At 71.9% G+C, this 20,623-nt stretch carries 17 protein-coding genes; 10 read left to right on the forward strand and 7 right to left on the reverse strand.

Features of this window, described 5'->3' with window-relative positions; translation table 11 throughout:
• The first annotated feature begins 85 nt into the window (after positions 1–85).
• Positions 86–1,084: a hypothetical protein gene (locus AB0C35_RS27755; protein ID WP_358461669.1), complete on the forward strand. Its 999-nt coding sequence runs from the start codon at positions 86–88 to the stop codon at positions 1,082–1,084.
• Here AB0C35_RS27755 and malQ read toward each other — a convergent pair.
• Positions 1,065–3,092: a 4-alpha-glucanotransferase gene (gene malQ, locus AB0C35_RS27760; RefSeq protein WP_358461672.1), complete on the reverse strand. Its 2,028-nt coding sequence runs from the start codon at positions 3,090–3,092 to the stop codon at positions 1,065–1,067. The two genes, AB0C35_RS27755 and malQ, sit on opposite strands and share 20 nt — an antisense overlap.
• Before the next feature lie 28 nt (positions 3,093–3,120).
• A complete protein-coding gene (locus AB0C35_RS27765; protein ID WP_358461675.1) occupies positions 3,121–4,557 on the reverse strand; it encodes an amidase in 1,437 nt (478 codons plus the stop codon).
• Positions 4,558–4,755: 198 nt separating this feature from the next.
• Here AB0C35_RS27765 and AB0C35_RS27770 point away from each other — a divergent pair, with 198 nt between their 5' ends.
• From AB0C35_RS27770 to AB0C35_RS27780, 3 genes are all read left to right on the forward strand, one after another.
• Entirely contained in the window at positions 4,756–5,616 is an 861-nt protein-coding gene (locus AB0C35_RS27770) for a nuclease-related domain-containing protein (RefSeq protein ID WP_358461678.1), read from the forward strand.
• 244 nt (positions 5,617–5,860) lie between these two features.
• Positions 5,861–7,723, forward strand: coding sequence for a dihydroxy-acid dehydratase (ilvD, locus tag AB0C35_RS27775; protein WP_358461681.1), 1,863 nt, complete (start codon positions 5,861–5,863; stop codon positions 7,721–7,723).
• A gap of 103 nt (positions 7,724–7,826) precedes the next feature.
• Positions 7,827–8,174: a DUF1330 domain-containing protein gene (locus AB0C35_RS27780; protein ID WP_358461683.1), complete on the forward strand. Its 348-nt coding sequence runs from the start codon at positions 7,827–7,829 to the stop codon at positions 8,172–8,174.
• A 26-nt stretch (positions 8,175–8,200) separates the two neighbouring features.
• On the opposite strand, the gene AB0C35_RS27785 is transcribed toward AB0C35_RS27780, so the two are convergent.
• Both AB0C35_RS27785 and AB0C35_RS27790 read right to left on the reverse strand, forming a co-directional pair.
• Positions 8,201–8,431 carry a zinc ribbon domain-containing protein gene (locus AB0C35_RS27785; RefSeq protein WP_358461686.1) on the reverse strand — a complete coding sequence of 77 codons (231 nt, stop codon included), beginning with the start codon at positions 8,429–8,431 and terminating at the stop codon, positions 8,201–8,203.
• A gap of 18 nt (positions 8,432–8,449) precedes the next feature.
• Positions 8,450–8,959 carry an HNH endonuclease gene (locus AB0C35_RS27790; RefSeq protein WP_358461689.1) on the reverse strand — a complete coding sequence of 170 codons (510 nt, stop codon included), beginning with the start codon at positions 8,957–8,959 and terminating at the stop codon, positions 8,450–8,452.
• Between the two features lie 275 nt (positions 8,960–9,234).
• Between AB0C35_RS27790 and AB0C35_RS27795 the strand changes: the two genes are divergently transcribed.
• Both AB0C35_RS27795 and AB0C35_RS27800 read left to right on the forward strand, forming a co-directional pair.
• The gene (locus AB0C35_RS27795) at positions 9,235–11,364 is read left to right on the forward strand and encodes a prolyl oligopeptidase family serine peptidase (RefSeq protein WP_358461692.1); all 2,130 of its coding nucleotides are present in this window, start codon (positions 9,235–9,237) and stop codon (positions 11,362–11,364) included.
• A complete protein-coding gene (locus tag AB0C35_RS27800; protein WP_358461695.1) occupies positions 11,361–12,170 on the forward strand; it encodes a methyltransferase domain-containing protein in 810 nt (269 codons plus the stop codon). The genes AB0C35_RS27795 and AB0C35_RS27800 overlap by 4 nt, the downstream gene beginning before the upstream one ends.
• A 192-nt stretch (positions 12,171–12,362) precedes the next feature.
• On the opposite strand, the gene AB0C35_RS27805 is transcribed toward AB0C35_RS27800, so the two are convergent.
• Together AB0C35_RS27805 and AB0C35_RS27810 are read right to left on the reverse strand one after the other, a co-directional pair.
• Positions 12,363–12,968, reverse strand: coding sequence for a GNAT family N-acetyltransferase (locus tag AB0C35_RS27805; RefSeq protein ID WP_358461698.1), 606 nt, complete (start codon positions 12,966–12,968; stop codon positions 12,363–12,365).
• A gap of 6 nt (positions 12,969–12,974) precedes the next feature.
• A complete protein-coding gene (locus tag AB0C35_RS27810) occupies positions 12,975–14,591 on the reverse strand; it encodes an XRE family transcriptional regulator (RefSeq protein WP_358461701.1) in 1,617 nt (538 codons plus the stop codon).
• 421 nt (positions 14,592–15,012) lie between these two features.
• Between AB0C35_RS27810 and AB0C35_RS27815 the strand changes: the two genes are divergently transcribed.
• The 4 genes from AB0C35_RS27815 to AB0C35_RS27830 all read left to right on the forward strand — a co-directional run bounded on the left by AB0C35_RS27815 (position 15,013) and on the right by AB0C35_RS27830 (position 18,829).
• Positions 15,013–15,321, forward strand: a complete 309-nt coding sequence (locus AB0C35_RS27815; protein WP_358461704.1) for a hypothetical protein — start codon at positions 15,013–15,015, stop codon at positions 15,319–15,321.
• Between the two features lie 478 nt (positions 15,322–15,799).
• Complete coding sequence (locus tag AB0C35_RS27820) at positions 15,800–16,795, forward strand: mechanosensitive ion channel family protein (protein WP_358461707.1); 996 nt, start codon at positions 15,800–15,802, stop codon at positions 16,793–16,795.
• Between the two features lie 60 nt (positions 16,796–16,855).
• Complete coding sequence (locus AB0C35_RS27825) at positions 16,856–17,239, forward strand: globin (RefSeq protein ID WP_358461710.1); 384 nt, start codon at positions 16,856–16,858, stop codon at positions 17,237–17,239.
• 18 nt (positions 17,240–17,257) lie between these two features.
• Entirely contained in the window at positions 17,258–18,829 is a 1,572-nt protein-coding gene (locus AB0C35_RS27830) for an alpha-amylase family glycosyl hydrolase (protein WP_358461712.1), read from the forward strand.
• A 319-nt stretch (positions 18,830–19,148) separates the two neighbouring features.
• Here AB0C35_RS27830 and AB0C35_RS27835 read toward each other — a convergent pair whose 3' ends face one another.
• A complete protein-coding gene (locus tag AB0C35_RS27835) occupies positions 19,149–20,594 on the reverse strand; it encodes a S28 family serine protease (RefSeq protein ID WP_358461715.1) in 1,446 nt (481 codons plus the stop codon).
• Between the last annotated feature and the right edge of the window lie 29 nt (positions 20,595–20,623).

The following is a 20,623-nucleotide window of genomic DNA, read 5'->3' on the forward strand; positions in this document are numbered from 1 at the left end:
CCCGGGCGCGTGAACCGGTCCGCTTGAGCCTGTCCCCGACCCCCGTGACCATGGGATCGTTACCTGGTCACGGGGAGGGGATTGCGTGGAGACGGTGCGAGACGTTCTGGCGGCGCTGGCCCGGCGGTACGCGTTCGGGGACCTGGCCGCGCTGGTCGGGCGGGACCGTCTCGTCCCCGACGGCCGCGCGGGCGCCGTCGCGGCCCTCTGCGCGTTCGGGCAGCGCGTCCTCGACCTGGACGCCGAGGACTTCGGCATGCCCGAGGACGCCGGCGAGGTCCCCCGCGACCTCCTCGACCGCGCCCGCGCCAGCCGCATGCCGCAGGCGCCCCGGGAACGTCCCCGCGGCGCGCTCGCCAGCCTCCGCCCCGCCTACTCCCTCCTGCTGGAGGTCATCGCGATCCGCTGGGACCGCCGCGACATGGCCGCGCTCGTCGCCGCCGTCCACATCGCCGGCGAGTACCTCCCGATGCTCGCGTGGGAGCCCGTCCTCGGGCACGCCGGAGACCCCGCCCGCATCGGCGCCGCGGTGGAAGGCGAGGGCAGCCGCTTCGGCGTCCCCATCGAGCCGGGCTCGCCCCGCATGTGCGACCACACCCGTCCGGAACGTTCCGCTTGCGAGCGCACCCTGCGCGTCTCCAAGGAGCCGCCGCCCGGCTGGCGCGCCTACCTCGACCGGCAGCACAGCCAGGTCGCCTCCGCTCTCGGCGACTGCGCGGCCCGCTGCCGGACCCCCTGCACGGTCATGACCCGCCTGGACGACCTCGTCCGCGGCGACCTCACCGACCGGTGCAAGCTGGCCGCCGACTTCACCGACAGCGCGCTGGTGAAGCTCCGTCACGCCGCGCCGGTCGGCCACGGGTTCGGCGTCCCGTCCCCGGAGGAGGTCCAGGCGGCCTGGGCCCGGGCCCGCAAGTCCCTGTCCCGCCAGCCTCTGGGCAAGGCGGCCTTCGCCGGCGCCGAAGACGACCCCTACCCCCTCCCGGGTCTCCCCGGTCTGTTCTCCGCCATCGCCGCGACCTCCTTGAGCCCCGACACCCTCCTCCGGGACGTGACGACGAGGATCACGGCGACCCTCGCCTGAAGAGCTTCAGGGCGTCGCGGGTCCGCAGGTCGTCCAGGAGGACGGGGCGGCCGTCGGGGCCGGCGAGGGGGACTCGCCAGTTGGGGTATTCGTCCGTGGTGCCCGGCTGGTTCTGGGTGCGGCGCTCGCCGGCGGCGTCGGCGAGGGAGATGCCCGTGAGGCGGGCCGGGGTGCGGGCCAGGAAGGCGTGCAGGGCCGTCACGATCTCTTCGTCGTGGTCCGCGGAGCCCGCGTCCAGAGCTCTCATGATCTCCGCCGGCGGGGTGGGCAGCAGGTTCTCGGTGCTGAGGACGGTCAGCCAGTCCGTGAGGTGGCGGCGGTGGTCGTCCTCCTCGCCGGCGCGGGGCCGGGTGAGGAGGCCGAGGCGGTCGCGGAGGGCTATGTGGTCGCCGTGGACGAAGCCGGTGATCGGCGGCATGTCGTGGGTGCCGACGGTGGCGAGGGACAGTTCGCGCCACCTGCCCGGGGGCTTGGGACGTCCCTGCGCGTCACGCTCGAACCACAGCAGGGACGTGCCGAGGATGCCGCGGTCGGCCAGGCCGTCGCGGAACTCGGGTTCGACGGTGCCGAGGTCCTCGCCGACGACCACGGCGCCCGCGCGTTCGGCCTCCCACGTCAGGCAGCCGAGGAGGGCGTCGCGGTCGTAGCGGACGTAGGTACCGTCCGCCGGTGAGCCGCCCTCGGGCACCCACCACAGACGCGACACCTGCATGGCGTGGTCCAGGCGCAGGCCGCCGCCGCGCCGGAACGCCGTGGCCAGCATCTCGCGGAACGGGACGTAGGCGGCCTCGGCGAGACGGTGCGGATGCCAGGGCGGCTGGCCCCAGTCCTGGCCGCGCTGGTTGAACTCGTCCGGGGGCGCCCCGACGCTCATGCCGGGGGCGAACAGGTCGCGGTAGATCCAGGCGTCCGCGCTGCCGTGCGCGACGCCGACCGCCAGGTCGTGGACGATCCCGACCGGCATCCCGGCGTCGCGGGCGGTCCGCTGCGCCGCCGTGAGCTGGCCGTCCAGCCGCCACTGCAGCCAGGCGTGGAAGTCGACGCGGCCGGCGAGGCGGGCGGCCTCGTCCGCGACGGCCCGGCTCCCCGCGTCCTGGAGTTCGGCGGGCCAGCGGCGCCAGTCCGGGCCGTGCTTCTCGGCCAGCGCGCACCAGGTGGCGAACGCGGTGAGGGCCGTCCCCTCGCGGGCGCGGAACCCGTCGTAGTCGCGCTGCGCCCCGGTGCCGCGCGGGAGCCGGTGGAGGGCTTCGAGGGCCTGCAGCTTGGCCGTCCACACCGCGTCGCGGTCGAGGGCGGCGCCGTCCGCGCGGAGCGGCGCCGCGAGGGCGGACAGGCGTTCGCGGTCCTCGGGCGGGAGGGTCGCGTACTCGGGGACGTCTTCGACGCGCAGGTAGATCGGCGCGGCGAACCGGCGGCTCATCGGCGAGTACGGGGAGGGGCTGACCGGCGGCACGGGCTCGGTGGCGTGCAGCGGGTTGATCAGGGTGAAGCCGGCGCCCAGCTCCCGGGCGCTCCAGGACGCGAGGTCCGCCAGGTCGCGCAGGTCGCCGAGGCCCCAGGACGCGCGGGAGCGCACGGAGTACAGCTGGACGGTGAACCCCCACAGGCGGCCGGGCGGCTTCAGCCGGCGGGGCGCGACGAGCAGCGGCGCGGTCCGCGTCCCGGAGCGGAGGCGGTGCCAGCCGGTCGGGAGGTCCGCCGTCGCGGGCACGGTCTCGCCGGTCGCGAGTTCCACGGTCAGGCCGCGTTCCACGGTCGCGCCGCGCAGGCTCGCCGGCAGGCCGTCCCCCTGGCGGACGACGACGACCGGCGGCAGCCCGCCTCCCGGCTGCCCGGCGCGTTCCAGCTCCGCCCGGACGGCGGCCGGGGACGACGCGTCCACCCCCAGCGCCGCCAGGACGGAGACCAGGGTGCCGGGCGAGACCGCCGCCTCCCGTCCACGCCAGTCGGTGTAGCCGGTCGCGACACCGTGCCGTTCCGCCAGCGTGATCAGTTCATCGTCGCCCACGCCTGCACCATGCCCGGTGCGCGCGTGCTCACGCCGTCCAGATCGCGGGCTTGCGGCCGATCCACGGGCGGGCCTCTTCGAGCTGCGCGGACAGCGAGATCAGGGTGCCCTCACCGCCGAGGCGTCCCGCGAGCATGACCCCGATCGGCAGGCCGGACGTCTCCGCGTCCGACGTCCAGTACAGCGGGACGTTCACCGCCGGCTGCCCGGAGATGTTGTACGGGGCGGTGAAGGGGGTGAACCGCTCCTGCCGCGCGAAGTTCTCGGCGGGCTCCTGGTCGTGGAAGTACCCGATCGGGGCGGGCGGCTGCGCGAGCGTCGGATGCAGGATCGCGTCGAACTCGTCCATCACCGGGAACGCCGCGCGCAGCGCCCCCTGCAGCGCGGCGTGGGCCTGGAAGAGCTGCGGCGCCGTGGTGGCCTCGCCGCGCGCCCGCAGCCAGCGCGTCAGCGGCTGGAGGAGGTGCTCGCTCTCGTCCGCGACGGGCGTGATCGTCGCCATGACGCCCCACAGCATCTCGAAGTGCGGGACGAGTTCGGGCCCGAGCACCCGCGGCAGTTCGACGACCTCGTGGCCCAGTTCCTCCAGCAGTTCCGACGCCGCCTCGTACGCGGCTACGCAGTCGGGATGCACCTCGGCGCCCGGCACGGCCGGCTCCATGCTCCGCGCGATCCGCAGCCTGCCCGGCGGGCGTTCGGCATGGGAGGCGAACGTGCCCTCGACGGGCGGCGCCGCGTACAGGTCGCCGGGCATGTGCCCCGCCATCACGTCCAGCAGCAGGGCCGCGTCCCGGACGGTCCGGGCGATGGGCCCGTTCGTGGACAGCCCGAACAGGTCCGGGACGACCGGCCCCTGCGAGACCCTTCCGCGGGTGGGCTTGATCCCGAAGAGCCCGCACACGCTGCTGGGGATCCGGATCGAGCCGCCGCCGTCGCTGCCCTGCGCGATGGGCGCCAGCCCGGACGCGACCGCCGCGGCGGCGCCGCCGCTGGACCCGCCCGCCGACCGGGAGAGGTCCCACGGCGTGCGCGCCGGCGGCGCGACGGCGCCCTCGGTGTAGCACGGGAGGCCGAACTCGGGCGTCGTCGTCTTGCCGAGGAGCACCGACCCGGCCTGCCGCAGCAGCGTCACCACGTTGTCGTCCGCGAAGCCGGTCAGATCGGAGTAGACGCCCGACCCGAGGGTCACCCGGACGCCGTTCACCATGTTCAGGTCCTTGATGGGGATCGGGACGCCGTGCAGCGGCGGCAGATCCGCCGGGTCCGCGGCGTCCATCACGGCCTTCTCCGCCTGCCGCGCCTCCTCGCGGGCGCGCTCGGCGGTGACCGTCGCGTAGGCCCCGACCTGCTCGTTGAGTCGTTCGATACGGGCCAGATAGTGGTCGGCGAGTTCGACCGGAGATACTTCCCCGGTGCGGACGGCCGCAGCCATCCGGGTGGCGCTGAGGTCATGGGTTTGTGTCACAAACCGGAACGGTAGACGCCGTGTGCGCGGGCATCAAAGAGGGCAGGGACGACTGCAGCGGCAGGAGGAGAAGAATATCCACGTACCCATCCGTCACGGCAGTGAATCACCTACGGACGGCGACAAAACTATTAACCCTGCATGACTAGTCGCCAACCGTCCCGATGATTACTCTGCGCACGGAGGATCATGCCCCCGATGGGAAAGGAATACGGAGCGTCACTCATGGCGATCATGGAGCGGGGCAACACGCAGGGGGCCAGGGGCCGGCCCCGGGCCCAGTCGGACGTAACGGGGTCGGAGGAAGCGCGTGACCACCATCACCAGGCTCCCGTGAAGGAGCGTCCCGAGGAGGGCACCGCCGCCGCGATGCTCGCCGACCCCCGGATCCGCCGCTGGCTGTGGCTGGCCGGCGTAGCCGTCGCCGCCGGCGCCGGCGCCACGGTCGTGGCCAGCTGGCGGCTCGGCCTCACCGTCGCGGTATTGGTTGTCGTCGGGGACGTCGTCCGCCGGTCCCGCAAGAGCTCCACCGTCGTCGCCTGGCAGAAGTCCTCGGCCGCCGAACGGCGCACCGAGAAGCAGCTGAAGTCCCTCCAGCGCAACGGGTACCTCGTGCTGCACGCACGCGCCGTGCCCCGCGACGACGAGGGCGTCAGCGACGGGCGCATCGACCACCTGGTGATCGGGCCGAGCGGCGTCTACGCCATCGACTCCGAGAAATGGGACAAGCGCCTCCCCGTGCGCACCATGTCCCACCTCAAGCTCTTCCACGGCCCCTTCAACAAGAAGGACCGCCTGGACGAGGCCCGCTGGGAGGCCCAGCAGGCCAGCAGGATCCTCGCCGGACGCGTCGGCTTCGACGTCCCGGTGCAGCCCTCCGTGGCGATCTACGGGCCGTCCATCCCGTGGAAGGTCATGCGGGTCCGCGACGTCGACGTCTACGCGGGCAACCGGGCGCGCGCGTACCTGCGCCGCCGACCGAAGATCCTGACCGACGGCGACGTCCAGCGCATCTTCCAGGCGGCCGAGAAGGCCCTGCCGCCGAAGTACCCCGAGTAGCACAGGGGGCGGCCCACTTCCCCGGGCCGCCCTGCCGGGACGCGCGCGTCCCGGCTTTTTTCATGCCCTCGCCCGGTTGGTAGCATCGAGGGCCACGGGCCGGCCCGCGCGCGACCTCCGCTGAGCCGGCGGCAGCGTCGCGATCCGCCGCTGCGAGCAACCACGATTCCGCCGCCGCGGGCATGCGCATCGCTCCCGCACCGCGGGATCGCCTCACGTCACGTCAAGGTTGGAGAGGTCACACATGCCACCGCTCAGGTCACGCACGGTCACCCATGGCAGGAACATGGCGGGCGCCCGCGCGCTCATGCGGGCCAGCGGCGTGGAACGCGAGGACTTCGGCAAGCCGATCGTCGCGGTGGCCAACAGCTACACCCAGTTCGTGCCCGGCCACGTCCACCTGAACGAGGTCGGCAAGGTCGTCGCCGGCGCCGTCCGCGAGGCCGGCGGCGTCCCCCGCGAGTTCAACACGATCGCCGTGGACGACGGCATCGCCATGGGCCACGACGGCATGCTGTACTCGCTGCCGTCCCGCGAAGTGATCGCCGACGCCATCGAGTACATGGTCAACGCGCACTGCGCCGACGCCCTCATCTGCGTCTCAAACTGCGACAAGATCACCCCGGGGATGCTGCTGGCCGCGCTGCGCCTGAACATCCCGGCCGTGTTCGTCTCCGGCGGCCCGATGGAGGCCGGCAAGCCCGTCGAGGGCGTCATGGGCGGCGACAAGCTCGACCTGATCGACCCCATCATCGCGTCCGCTGACGACTCGATCGCCGAGGACAAGCTCCTCGAAATGGAGGAGGCCGCCTGCCCGACCTGCGGGTCCTGCTCCGGCATGTTCACCGCCAACTCGATGAACTGCCTCACCGAGGCGATCGGGCTGGCGCTGCCCGGCAACGGCACCGTCCTCGCCACCCACACCGCCCGCCGCCGCCTCTACGAGGACGCCGGCCGCACCGTCGTGGACGTCGCCCGCCGCTACTACGAGGACGACGACGAGAGCGTCCTGCCGCTGAACATCGCCACCCGCGACGCGTTCGCGAACGCCATGGTGCTGGACGTCGCCATGGGCGGCTCCACCAACACGATCCTGCACCTGCTCGCCGCCGCGACCGAGGCCGGCGTGGACTTCGGCCTCACCGACATCGACGAGCTGTCCCGCCGCGTCCCCTGCATCTGCAAACTGGCCCCCGCGACCGGCAAGTACCACGTCGAGGACTGCCACCGCGCCGGCGGCGTCCCCGCCCTCCTCGGCGAACTGAACCGCGGCGGCCTGCTGCACAGCTCCGCCCACTCGATCCACTCCGCGTCCATGGACGAGTTCGTCGCCAAGTGGGACGTCGGCTCCCCCGACGTCCTGCCCGAGGCCGTCGAGATGTTCCACGCGGCGCCCGGCGGCGTCCGCAGCACCTCCGCGTTCTCGCAGAGCGCCCGCTGGGAGTCGCTCGACCTCGACCGCGCGGACGGCTGCATCCGGTCCGTCGAGCACGCCTACACCGCCGACGGCGGCCTCGCCGTCCTGCGCGGCAACATCGCCCCCGACGGCGCGATCGTCAAGACCGCCGGCGTCGAGGAGGAACTGTGGACGTTCACCGGCCCCGCCGTCGTCTTCGAGTCGCAGGACGACGCCGTCGAGGGCATCCTCGGCGGCAGGGTGAAGGCCGGTGACGTCGTCGTGATCCGCTACGAGGGCCCGAAGGGCGGCCCCGGGATGCAGGAGATGCTGTACCCGACGAGCTTCCTCAAGGGCCGCGGGCTCGGCAAGGCGTGCGCGCTGATCACCGACGGCCGGTTCTCCGGCGGCACGTCCGGCCTGTCCATCGGGCACGCCTCCCCCGAGGCGGCGGGCGGCGGCATCATCGCCCTCGTCGAGGACGGCGACCGCGTCGTGATCGACATCCCGAACCGGGTCCTCGAACTCGACGTCCCGTCCGACGAGCTGGACATCCGGCGCGAGAAGCTGCTCGCCGACCTCGGCGGGTACCGTCCCCGCGACCGGCACCGCCCGGTCAGCGCCGCCCTGCGCGCCTACGCGGCCATGGCCACCTCCGCCTCCACCGGCGCGGCCCGCGACGTCGGCCAGCTCGACCGCCCGCTCGGCTGAGCATTACCCGCCGGGTAATCGCTTTCGTTCCCCGTCACGGGCCAGAGTGGACATACCGGCCGGGGCCTTCCGGCCCCGGCCGCACCACTCGAAGGAGACCGTGATGACCGCCTACGCCCTCGCCCACCTGCACCCCCAGCCGCCGCTGCACGACGACGTCTTCATCTACATGGAGCGCATCCAGGCCACCCTGGACCCGTTCGGCGGCCGCTTCCTCGTGCACGGCACCGACCCCGAGGTGATCGAAGGGCCGGTGGAGGGAAGCTACGTCCTGATCGGGTTCCCCGACATGGACAAGGCGCGCGGCTGGTACGAATCAGACGCCTACCAGGCGATCCTGCCCATGCGCACCGACACCATGGGAGGCACGGCCGTCCTCCTCCACGGTGTCCCCGACGGCTACGACGCCGCCGCCACCGCGAAGTTCATCCGCGAGGCCCAGACCGCCTGACGAGGCGGCCCCGCCCGGAAACGCGCCTAGGAACAGCAGCCGCCTCCGCAGCAGCCCCCTCCGGCTCCGCCTCCGCCCGCAGGCTTGGGCGGGGGCGCGGTGCTCCGGGACGTGCCGGTGACGGCGACCGTGGACAGGAGCTTCACCGTGTCGCCGTGCCCGTCCGGGCACGGAGCCGGATCGGACGCGTTGATCATCGGACGGGTGACCTCGAAGGTCGACCCACAGGCGCGGCAGCGGTAGTCATAGCGAGGCACGCCCCAAGGATACGCGCGTCACGCGGCGGGTTCCGTCACGTAGGCCGCCCATTGGGGGTCGCCGTCGTGGACGAGGCCGATGAGGCGCCAGTGGGCGCCCCGGGGGACGGCGGGGGTCATGGTGAGCGTCCAGCCGAGTTCGGAGAGCAGACGGTCGGCTTTGCGGTGGTTGCAGGTCATGCAGGACGCGACGCAGTTCTCCCACACGTGCTTGCCGCCGCGGCTGCGCGGGTGGACGTGGTCGATGGTCTCGGCGCGGCGGCCGCAGTAGACGCAGCGGAAGTTGTCGCGGCGCATCAGGGCGGCGCGGGTGAGGGGGACGCGGGTGCGGAAGGGGATGCGCACATAGCGGCGGAGCCGTATGACGGAGGGGACCTCGATCGTCATCGTGGCCGAGTGCAGCGCCGCGCCCGAGGTGTCGTGGTGGACGATCTCCGCCTTCTCCCGAAGCACGAGGCAGACCGCCCGCCGCAGCGGGAGCGTCGTGAGCGGCTCGTAGGTCGCGTTCAGGAGGAGGACCTGTCGCATCAGACGCCCTCCACCGGGCCGTGCTGCGGATTCGCCTCGGCGGGCGCGGCGGAACGCGCCTCGAACCGAGGCCCGATTATGCTCTCCGGTTCCTGCGCTCTCGCCATGAGGACCTCCCCAGGGGCGAATCGACCAGAATCAGTGTGGCGTCTCAGGGAGGCCGTTCGCTACCCCAATAATCCCCCTTCGAGCGGCCGATCGAACACGGACACGCGATCGCGGTGGGTCGCGACGTCCGGGGCGGGCAGTCCGGAACGGCCAATACAGTGCAGCATATGACGCCGTATCCGTCCGCGAAGCGCCAGGACATCGTCGAGGACATCCACGGTCACCGGGTCGCCGACCCGTACCGCTGGCTTGAGGACTCCGGAAGCGACGAGACCCGCGAGTGGCTCGCCGCACAGGACAAGCTGTTCCACAAGGTCGCCGACGCCCTGCCGGGGCGGGAGGCGCTGCGGCGGCGGCTCGGGGAACTGCTCGGCGCCGGCAGCGTCGGCTCCCCGGTGTGGCGGGGCGAGCGGTCCTTCTTCACGCGGCGCGCCGCCGACCAGGAGCACCCGGTGCTCTACACGGTGGATCCCGGCGGTTCCGAGCGCGTCCTCGTCGACCCGATGGCCCTGGACCCCGACGGGACGACGACGCTGGACGGGTGGCAGCCCGACAAGGAGGGACGCCGGCTGGCCTACAAGATCTCGACCGGCGGGGACGAGGAGTCGCTGCTGTACGTCATGGACGTCGCGACGGGCGAACGGGTGGAGGGGCCGATCGACCGGGCGCGGTACTCCTCGGTGGCGTGGCTGCCGGGCGGGGAGGCGTACTACTACGCGCGGCGGCTGCCGGCGCGGGACGTCCCGGCGGGCGAGGAGCAGTACCACCGGCGCGTCTACCTGCACCGGGTCGGCACCGAACCCGACACCGACGACGTGCTGATCTTCGGTGCGGGGATGGACAAGACCAACTACTACGGCGTCGGCGTCAGCCGCGACGGGCGCTGGCTGACGATCTCGTCGTCGCAGGGCACGGCGCCGCGCAACGACCTGTGGATCGCCGACCTGTCCGCGTCCCCGCTCGACGCGCCCGAGCTGCGCGTCGTGCAGGAGGGGGTGGACGCCGGCACCGGCCTGCACGTGGGACGCGACGGCCGCGCCTACATCTTCACCGACCGTGACGCGCCGCGGTCCCGTCTCTGCGTGACCGACCCGTCCGACCCGTCGTATGAGACGTGGCGGGACCTCGTCCCCCAGGACCCGGAGGCGGTCCTCACCGACTTCGCGATCCTGGATGATCTCGACCGGCCCGTCCTGCTGACCGGGTGGACGCGGCACGCGATCAGCGAGATCACCGTCCACGACCTGGAGACCGGGGAGCGGCTCGGGTCCGTCCCCACGCCCGGCCTCGGCTCGATCGGCGGGATCATCGAGCGGCCCGAGGGCGGGCACGAGGCGTGGTTCGGCTACACCGACAACGTCACGCCGTCATCGGTCATGCGCTACGACGCGCGGACGGGCGAGACCACGCTGTGGGCGTCCGCCCCGGGGACGGTCGACGTTCCCGAGATCGAGACCCGCCAGGTCGCCTACACCTCCCGGGACGGCACCGAGGTGCGGATGCTGGTGGCGTCGCGTCCGGGCCTTTCCGGGCCGCGCCCGGCGATCCTGTACGGGTACGGCGGTTTCAACATCTCGCTGACGCCGTCGTACTCGGCGAGCATCCTGGCCTGGGTGGAGGCGGGCGGCGTCTACGCGATCGCGAACCTGCGCGGCGGCTCCGAGGAGGGCGAGGAGTGGCACCGCGCCGGGATGCGCGAGCGCAAGCAGAACGTCTTCGACGACTTCCACGCCGCCGCCGAGAAACTCGTCGAGGACGGCCTCACCACGCCGTCGCGGCTCGCGATCTCCGGCGGCTCCAACGGGGGGCTGCTCGTCGGTGCGGCGCTCACCCAGCGTCCCGACCTGTACCGGGCGGTGGTGTGCTCGGCGCCGCTGCTGGACATGGTCCGGTACGAGAGGTTCGGCCTGGGGCAGACGTGGAACGACGAGTACGGCACGGCCGAGGACCCCGAGGAGTTCGGCTGGCTCATCGGCTACTCCCCGTACCATCACGTCCACGCAGGGACCGCCTACCCGGCCGTGCTGTTCACGACGTTCGGCAGCGACACCCGCGTGGACCCGCTGCACGCCCGCAAGCTCTGCGCCGCCCTCCAGCACGCGACCGCGTCGGACGCGCCGGTCCTGCTTCGCAACGAGTCGGAGGTCGGGCACGCCGCCCGCTCGGTGAGCCGCTCGGCCGACCTGATGGCCGACACGCTCGCCTTCATGGCCGCGCAGACCGGCCTCGGCCTCCCGGACCCGGACGCGGGGCCGGGTCACGGCGATGAATTGACGAGTGGTCTAATACCAGGGTGAGTGAGTCGACGGTGCGGGAGTCATCCGCCGTGGAACGTGCGCTCGGGCTGCTGAAGGAGCCGCCCGAGGAGCCGGACACGTCCACCGGCTACCTCGACCTGCTCGGCCCGTCCGCACGGCCGACACCGTCCCTGGCCCAGTCGGTGATGGAGTCGGCGTTCCTGCCGCAGATCTACGAGCGGGTCTGGCGGCCCGTCGGGTTCAACCTCGCCAAAGGCTGGCCGATCGGCCCGGACACCGCCGCCGAGCACGCGATGGCCCGCGACTGGCTCGGGCTCTCACACCCCGGCTACGCCGCCCGCCCGCCCGCGACCGTCCTGGACGTGGCGTGCGGACCCGGCAACGTCACCCGTGCACTCGCCGAAGGCGTCGGGCGCGACGGCCTCGTCATCGGGCTCGACACGTCCCAGACCATGCTCGCCCGCGCTGTGGAGGACACCGCGGACACGGGCGTCTGCTACGTCCGCGGCAACGCCGTCGACCTGCCGTTCCGGGACGGGACGTTCGACGCCGTCTGCTGCTTCGGCGCGCTGTACCTGTTCGACGACCCCTGGACGGCCCTGGACGGCATGACCCGCGTCCTCAAACCCGGCGGCCGCCTGGTCATCCTCACCTCGCGGCGGCCCGTCCCCCTGACCGCCGCCCGCATCGGCGGCGACCTCATCCGCCGCGCCACCGGTTTCACCGTCTTCGGCGACCGCGAGATCACCGGGGCCCTCGCCGGCCGGGGCTTCACCGCCATCGAACAGCACCGCTACCCGCTGATGCAGCTCGTCGGAGGCCGCCTCGGCCGCCCCCTCCCCTAGGCGACGCCCGGGGATGACGCTACGCTTCCATCAGAACGCGCACGGGAACACTCCCGCGCGACATCGCCCCCCTCCTGGGGTTGGGAAGCCTCCAGGAGGGGGTCGTGTTTTTTGCACCCAAACCGATCCAGCCCAAAGCCGCGGGGTCTCGCCGGGCCGCGCCACCGTGCGAGGCCCCGCGGCTCGGGTGTCTCAGCGGAGCGGTTTCTCTATGTAGATGTTGACGATGCCGCCGATCGTCTCGCGGCGCGTCTCCGTCCAGCCGAACTTGCGGTAGAGCGCGAGCGCGGGGGCCTGGAGTTCGGTGGTGTCGGCACGCAGGATGCGGTAGCCGAACTCCTTGGCACGTTCCTCCAGGGCCTGGACGACGGCGGCGCCGTAGCCGCGGCGCTGGACGGCGGGCAGGACGCGCAGGCGGACCATCTCGACGGCGTCGAGGGCCGGGTTGCCGGGCGCGTAGCCGCCGAACGCGCGGGCGCGGCCGCCGGGGACGAGGTCGGCGCGGCGCAGGCCGCCCATGGCGACGATCCCGCCTTCGAGTTCGCCGACGATGAACTCGCCGTCGTTGCGGAGGTAGATGTCCTCCATCCGGAAGAAATCGTGGTCATAGTAGACGCCGTCGCCGGGACGCAGGCCGACCTGGGCGAGGCCTTCGCGGTGCAGGGTGAGGACGGTGCCGTGGTCGGCGGCGTGGTAGCGGCGCAGCCTGAGCTCTCCGAAGCTCCAAACCGGGGGTTCGTCCTGGACCCGGACGAGAGTGTGAGCGGGGTGGTCCTTCCAGGGGGCGTTGTCAGCCATGCCGCGTCAGACCTGCTCGGACGGGGGAACGGACGGACGTTCCTGCACGGGGCTCGTGACCCAGGGGCCGGCGAGCGCCTCGTAGAAGTCCTTCAGCGCCGGTATCTCACCGTGTTTGGCGGAGACGGCCGCGCCGATCTGGCGGGCGCGGTGCACGAGGATGTCGGACCGGTGGTCGGACGGCAGCTCGAGGATGGCCTCCTGCCCGGCCGCGAGCGCGGCGTCGGGGTTGCCGGCGTGAAGCTTGCACATGGCCCGGTCGAGGCGCACGAGGGTCAGGTCGACGCGGTCGGTGGGCGAGTAGAGGGTGAGGGCGTGGCTCAGCACCTCGTCGCCGTGCTTGTGGTCGCCGAGGCTGGTGAACGTGTCGCCCTCGTAGAAGGCCATCTGCCGGTCGGTGAACCCGTACACCAGGTCGGTGGTGTCGGCCTTGGAGAGCTGATCGAAAACCGAGCGGCCGCGGACGAGGGCGCGGCGGGCGCTGGGAGCGGCGTCTCCGCGTCCCCGCATGGCGAGCATGCCGAGCGCGCGCGCCTCCACGGCGGGCGCCATGGCTCCGGCGACGCCGGGCGTGCGGCCGGCGAGGTCTTGTGCCTTGCGGGCCAGGTGCAGGGCTTCGCGGGGGTCGCCGTAGTACATCGGCACCAGGGACTCGCGGACGGTGACCCAGGCGCGCAGCTGCCGGTCGCCGGTCTCGTCGGCGGCGGTGCGGGCGGTGCGGAAGAAGGAGCGGGCCAGCCGGTGGTCGCCCAGGTTGATCATGATCAGGCCGGAGAGCCCGGACAGCTGGGCCGCGATCCGGCACAGCCGTTCCTGCAGCTCGACCGGCTGGCGTTTGTCGCACATGCGGCGCACCTCGCTGAAGTCCAGCAGGACGTCGCAGAGCATCCGGAGGGAAGGGGTCGCCTGGTACTGCTGGCCGTAGCCGTAGGTCGTCTCCTCCCACTGGTCCAGCATGGTCGGCGAGACGGTCGCGCCGACGAGCGTGTCGTCCATCTTGCGGCGCAGGTTGTCGACTGCCCCAAGGAACTGACCGTCGAGCGCCACGCCCGCTCCGGCCAGCAGCTGCAGAAGGGTCCTACGAAGCACGATGTCCTCCTCTCCCACATCAATGGTCAGGGGGCCGTCGGCGCGGTCGGGGCCCCGTAGGTCGTTGACGGTTACCCAGGGACGTTCATCGGTCCTGGGGACGATCGCCCCGACGAGCGCGTCGGGGTCGGGCGCCGGGCGCCGGTCGGGCTGCCGCGGCTGCGGGACGCTCGCCGCCCCGGGGCGGACCGCGTGGCCGCGGCCGCAGATGCAGGGGCTCTGGTAGTCGAGCGCGTCGGGTTCCACCCGGTAGACGGCGCAGAGGTAGTGCAGATATTCGGGGCCGGGTCTTTTGTAGCCGCTCTCGTAGGCGGACAGCAGCGTCTCCCCGAGGCGGGGGGCGGGCTTGCCGTCGACCTCGTAGAGCGCCTTGACCTGCGCCACGATGTCGGACAGCGCGACACCGTGGGCCAGGCGGTGCGCCTTGACCCGGCTGGTGCCGAACAGCGGTCCGCACTGCTCGTGGATCTCCTGCGCGATCTCGACCGGACCGTGTCCCCGGGCCAGAGCGCGCGCACGGATCCGGCGAGCCACGTCCGTTTCTTTCCGAGGGGGGTCCGACATCGACTCCGGCCCTTTCCCGTCGTGCCGGGACACCGCTCCCCCGGGGGAGAGGGCGATCGTCCCCGCCACGGCGACCGGTCACTTGATGGCCACGACAGATAATCTCTCGCGCACGCAGCGTAACCCTCGTCACGGGGGCGGCCAAGCGATTCCGCAGAAGAAGCGGCGGTCAGGGCACCTCCGGCCCCCCTCGGGTAGAGATTCTTCCTCCACGGGTGGGCAGGCTTCTCCCGGGGTGGGGGAATTCGGTACCGGACGCGACTTCGGTCACTTGACCCGCACCCGTGAGAGTTGCAATTCTCGCCGCGAGTGACCGAACGGATTCACAGAGTCGATCAGATGCCGGTGCTCGCCCGTGGAGCCGGCGCTCTCCTACGGAGGGGGTGTGAAGGTGGTCAGCGACAGACGCGTCGGCTACCTCGAGGAGCTGGAGCACGAACTCGACACTCAGGGCCTCGTCGCCCGCGTCGTCAGGACCCGCTCGGGCCCGGCGTTCCTGCGGGTGGTGAACCCGGAGGCCGCGAGCCTCGCGGAGGACGTCACGTGCGCCCCCGCCCCGGAGACCGCCGACCACTACTTCTGGTGGTCCTGGGGGGAGCGCATGCACCGCGTCGACGACGTGGGCGGCGCCGCGATGAAGCTGGCGCACGTCCTGCAGCCGCTCGGCCGCGAGGCGGGTGAGCGCTCCGCCGCGAGGTGAGCCGGCACCCGGAGAACCGGACGCCCGAAGACCAGACCCCAGGAAACCGGACGCCCAGGTAACCAGGCGCCCCAGAGAACCGGACGCACAGGGAAACCAGACACCCGAAAGACCGGACGCCCAGGAGACCGGACGCACTGTGACACGACGCAGTGCGGCCGGACGTGCCGAGAGACTGGGCGCCCCCCCGAGACCGAGCGTGTCCCGCGAGGCCGTGGCCGGAACGGCGCGGCAGCCGCGGACCCCGCGGGACACGCTCGCCGGATCAGCCCCTCCCCGGCCAGGCCGTGACACGTCGCCGGCGGTAGTACGAACCGGTCGGAACCGTCCCCTACGATCAGGCTCGTACCCGCCGCGGGTCCACGGCGAGGTGTCCAGGCACCACCGAACATCCTCGTCCGGCCTGACGCGAAGGCCGTCGCCCGACGCAGGCCGCGGAAGACGAAGGTGTTCACAATGGCCGGGGAGGGTCTGCCGCATGTCACTCGCCGTCGAACCGTTCCTGCCGTGGGCCCAGGACGGCTCCCCCGAGGCCGCCTGCCGCGACCAGACGCCCACCGCCTCGTGCCGGCTCGTCTGGAACATCTCGCACAACACCGACTTCACCCGGTTCTACTCGACCTGGCTCGACGGTCCCCTCACCACCCTCCTCTGGATCATCGTGACGCTCGTGGTCGCGCTGATCGTGAAGAACATCGCGCACCGCATGATCACCAGGGTCACGCTGCGGATGGCCGAGGGCACGATGTCGGAGCGGGTCAGGGAGCGTTCCCGGACGGTCTTCGAGGGCAGCCCGGCCCTGCTCAACAAGCGGCGGGCCCAGCGGGCCCAGACGCTCGGCTCGGTGCTGCGCTCCATCGCGTCCGTCCTGATCATGGGGACGGCGGCGTTCAGCGTCCTCGGCTCGCTCGGCCTGAACCTCGCACCCATCCTGGCCAGCGCGAGCGTCATCGGCGTCGCGGTCGGGTTCGGCGCGCAGAACATCGTCAAGGACCTCCTCGCCGGGCTGTTCATGCTGCTGGAGGACCAGTACGGCGTCGGCGACTACATCGACGTCGGCACCGCCAAGGGGACGGTCGAGGCCGTCACGCTGCGCGTCACCCGGATGCGCGACATGGACGGCATCGTCTGGTACGTCCCGAACGGCGAGATCAAGAAGGTCGGGAACGAGTCCCAGAACTGGGGCCGCGCCGTCCTGGACATCCCGGTCGACATCCACGAGGACACCGAGCGGGTCAAGGAGATCCTCCAGACCACCGCCGACGCGATGGCCGCCGACGCGCCATGGAACGACCTCGTCCTGGAGGAGCCCGCGGTGTGGGGGGTGCAGGCGTTCGCCGGGGACGCCCTGGTGATCCGCGTCGTGCTGAAGACGGCACCGGGAAGGCAGGGCGACGTCGCCCGCGAACTGCGCGAGCGGGTCAAGCGGGCGTTCGACGAGGCGGGCGTCACGGTCGCCACCCCCGCCCCGTGATCGACCAAGATCGGGACCGGGCACCGCAACCGCGCGCGTCTCGCATAGGGTGGGGAAGCTATGGCTGAACAGGTGACCTTCTATGAGGCGGTCGGCGGCGAGGAGACCTTCCACCGGCTGGTGCACCGCTTCTACCAGGGCGTCGCGGACGACCCCGACCTTCGCGCCCTCTACCCCGAGGAAGACCTCGGCCCCGCCGAGGAGAGGCTGCGGCTGTTCCTGATCCAGTACTGGGGCGGCCCCAACACCTACAATCAGCGCCGCGGGCATCCCCGGCTGCGGATGCGGCACGTGCCGTTCGTCATCGACGAGGCCCAGCGGGACGCCTGGCTGCGGCACATGCGGGTGGCGGTGGAGGAACTGGAGCTTCCCGAACCACTGGAGCGGCAGCTGTGGAACTACTTCACCATGGCCGCGCAGAGCCTGGTGAACGCCCCGACATAAGAGGGTAGATCGGCCTGTATGACGCGAATCCCGTGGTGGCGCGACGCCGCCGTGTACGAGGTCTACGTCCGCAGCTTCGCCGACTCTGACGGGACCGGTGAGGGCGACCTCCAGGGGATCCGCTCCCGCCTCGGGTACCTGCGCGACCTCGGCGTGGACGCGCTCTGGCTCACGCCCTTCTACACGTCCCCGCTGGCGGACGGCGGCTACGACGTCGCCGACTACCGCGACGTGGACCCGCGGTTCGGCACGCTGGACGACTTCGACGCCCTCGTCGCGGACGTGCACGCGCACGGCCTGCGGCTGATCGTCGACATCGTCCCGAACCACTCGTCGGACCGGCATCCCTGGTTCGAGGAGGCGCTCGCCGCACCGCCCGGGTCACCCGAGCGTTCGCGCTACATCTTCCGCGCGGGCAAGCCAGGGGAACGTCCCGGTGAGGAGCAGCCCCCGAACGACTGGCCGTCCGCGTTCGGCGGCCCCGCCTGGACTCGGGTGGACGACGGCGAGTGGTACCTGCACCTCTACGCGCGCGAGCAGCCGGACTTCAACTGGCGCAACCCGGAGGTTCAGCGCGAGTTCGAGGAGATCCTGCGGTTCTGGCTCGACCGCGGCGTGGACGGCTTCCGCATCGACGTCGCGGCCGGCCTGTTCAAGGACTCGTCGTTCCGCGATCTCGGCGGGCGGGACCGCCGCGTCCTGAACGGCCCCATCTACGGCCGTCCCGAAGTCCACGAGGTGTACCGCCGGTGGCGGCAGATCATCGACGAGTACGACGGCGACCGCATGGCCATAGGCGAGGTCTGGACGGACGGGGCGGCCGACCTCGCGCTCTACCTGCGTCCCGACGAGCTGCACCAGGTCTTCCAGTTCGACCTGCAACTCGCCCCGTGGTCGGCCGCGGCGTTCCGCGATGTGGCGACGGCCGCGATGAAGGCCGTCGCGCCCACCGGGTCCGCGCCAACGTGGGTGCTGTCCAGCCACGACTCCGTCCGCCATGTCACCCGGTACGAACAGCCGGAGAGTGTGCCCGGGATGGGATGGGCCAGAGCCCGGGCGGCACTGCTGATGCTTCTGGGCCTTCCGGGGTCCGCGTACCTGTACCAGGGGGAGGAGCTGGGCCTGCCGGAGGTGACCGACCTGCCCGACGAGGCCAGGCAGGACCCCATCTGGAAACGCACGAACGGGCGGCTGGCAGGACGCGACGGCTGCCGGGTCCCGCTGCCCTGGTCGGGCGACTCCGAACCGTACGGGTTCTCTCCCGGGGGCGTCCGTCCGTGGCTGCCGATGCCGGAGCGCTGGGGGTCCATGACCGCCGAGGCGCAGGCGTCCGACCCGTCGTCCATGCTGGCGTTCTACCGTGAGGCGCTGGCGCTGCGCCGCCGCGTCCTGGACGGCCTGCCGGACGACGTGGAGTGGCTCGACTCCCCCGACACGGCCGTCTTCTTCCGGCGGGGCCCGCTCACCTGCGCGCTCAACTGCGGAGAGAACCCGGTGCGTCTCCCGCCGGGCACCCTGCTGCTGGCCAGCACCCCGCTCTACGGCGACCTGCTCCCCGGCAACGGGGCCGCATGGCTGACCACCCCCTGACCCAGCACGAGGAACCCCCCGGCGCGAGGAAACACGGGCACGAAACCGCGGCCGCTAGGACCGCGCGCACGAGAACCGCAGGCTGTAGGACCACAGGCACTAGGACTGCGGGCACGAGCGCCTCGGGCACGAGCGCCCCGGGCACGAGGACCACAGGCACGAGAACCGTAGGCACGAGGACCACGGGCACGAGGACCGCAGGCACGAGCGCCGCGGGCATGGGGAAACGCGGGCATGTGGAAACGCGGTGTGCCGGTCCGGGCGAGGGGTCAACGCACGGGCCGGCACACCGCGAGCCTGGGCTACGGCTCGGTTCCGGCTACAGCGGCGGGCGCTGCATCTGGAGCGGGTCGTCGGCCCTCGGGCCGGACTTCAGCGTCTGCAGGCCGGTTTCGACGCCCGCCCAGCGCTTGATGTAGGCGATGGACTTGGCCCGCTCGTCGGAGGGCAGTTTGTCGACGAGGCGGGCGCTGTGGTTCGCGCCCTCGGCGACATAGACGGCGGAGTCCCGGCTGCCGTGGCCGAGGCGGAACGGCTCGGCGCCCCACGGGTCGTTCGAGCCGTACAGGAACAGCATGTGGTTCGCGTTCCCGCGCACCCAGCTGTCGATGTCGCGCATCGCGCGGCCGCGGTCGAACCGCATCGGGATGTCGCGCGGGACGTAGGTGCGCGGGTGGTAGCTGTCCTCGTACCGCAGCAGGTGGCGCATGTGCTTGAACTTCGGCGACGGCCAGCCGAGTTCCGTGCCCGCCTGGTAGTAGTACGGGACGTACGGCGCGAGGCCCTGGTCGGTGTAGAACGACAGCCCGGAGACGGTGTTGAGCGTGTCGTAGATCTCGTCGTCGGAGGCGTCCACCGGCGGCAGGTCCGCGCAGTCGGACTGCAGGCTGTACTGCCAGAACGCCCACTCGTAGTCCATGACGGAGTTCTCGAACGCCCGGTCCGGGCTGCGCAGGGTGTTGAACGTCCAGCCGTTCTCGTCGGCGGCGTCCTTGAAGCGCTTGAGCATCTCGGGGCGGCGCTTGAGGAACTCCCGGGCGAGCGCCTGGAGGTGGCTGCGGCATTCGGGGTCGGTGCCGACCGTCTGGAAGAACCGGTCGTAGGCGCGGTCGTCGTTGTTGCGGTAGTCGTTCGGAGCGACGTAGACGACGCTGCCGTCGACGTCACGCGGGTAGAAGCGCTTGTGGTAGACGGCCGTCATGCCGCCCTTGCTCGCGCCCGTCGAGATCCACTTCCCGCCGTAGATCTCCTTCAGCGCGCCGATGATCCGGTGCTCGTCGGTGGCGGCCTGCCAGATCGTGTCCTTGCGCCAGTCGGTCGGGACCGGGCGGGACGGGCTGAAGTAGCGGTATTCGACGGAGATCTGGTTGCCGTCGACCAGCGCGGTCGGCTCGGAGGTGAACATCACCTCCGGGGTGTGGTAGCCGCTGGTGTAGAGCACCATCGGCCGGTCCGCGGACTTGTGCTGCAGCATGATGCGCTGCTCGAACCATTGCCCGCTCGGGTTGCGATGATCGACCGGCTGCCGGTATTCGAGCCAGAACCAGCGGTAGCCGGGCAACGTCGAGGTCTTCTCCGTCACCTCCATTCCGGGAATCGCCTTGAGCCGGTCGAGAATGTCGCCCGCCTGGGCGGTGCCCGTCCGGGCCGTGCCCGGCTGGAGGGTGCCCGCCTGGGTGGTGACCGCCTGCGCCGCCGTGGCGCCGGTCCCGGTCATCCCCGCGGCGAGCAGCAGTGCCGTCGCTCCTCGTGAGACGCGCCGCATTGTGCCCCTTTCACGTGGGTTCTCCACAA

The organism is Spirillospora sp. NPDC048819 (assembly GCF_040650055.1).
GTDB lineage: Bacteria > Actinomycetota > Actinomycetes > Streptosporangiales > Streptosporangiaceae > Spirillospora.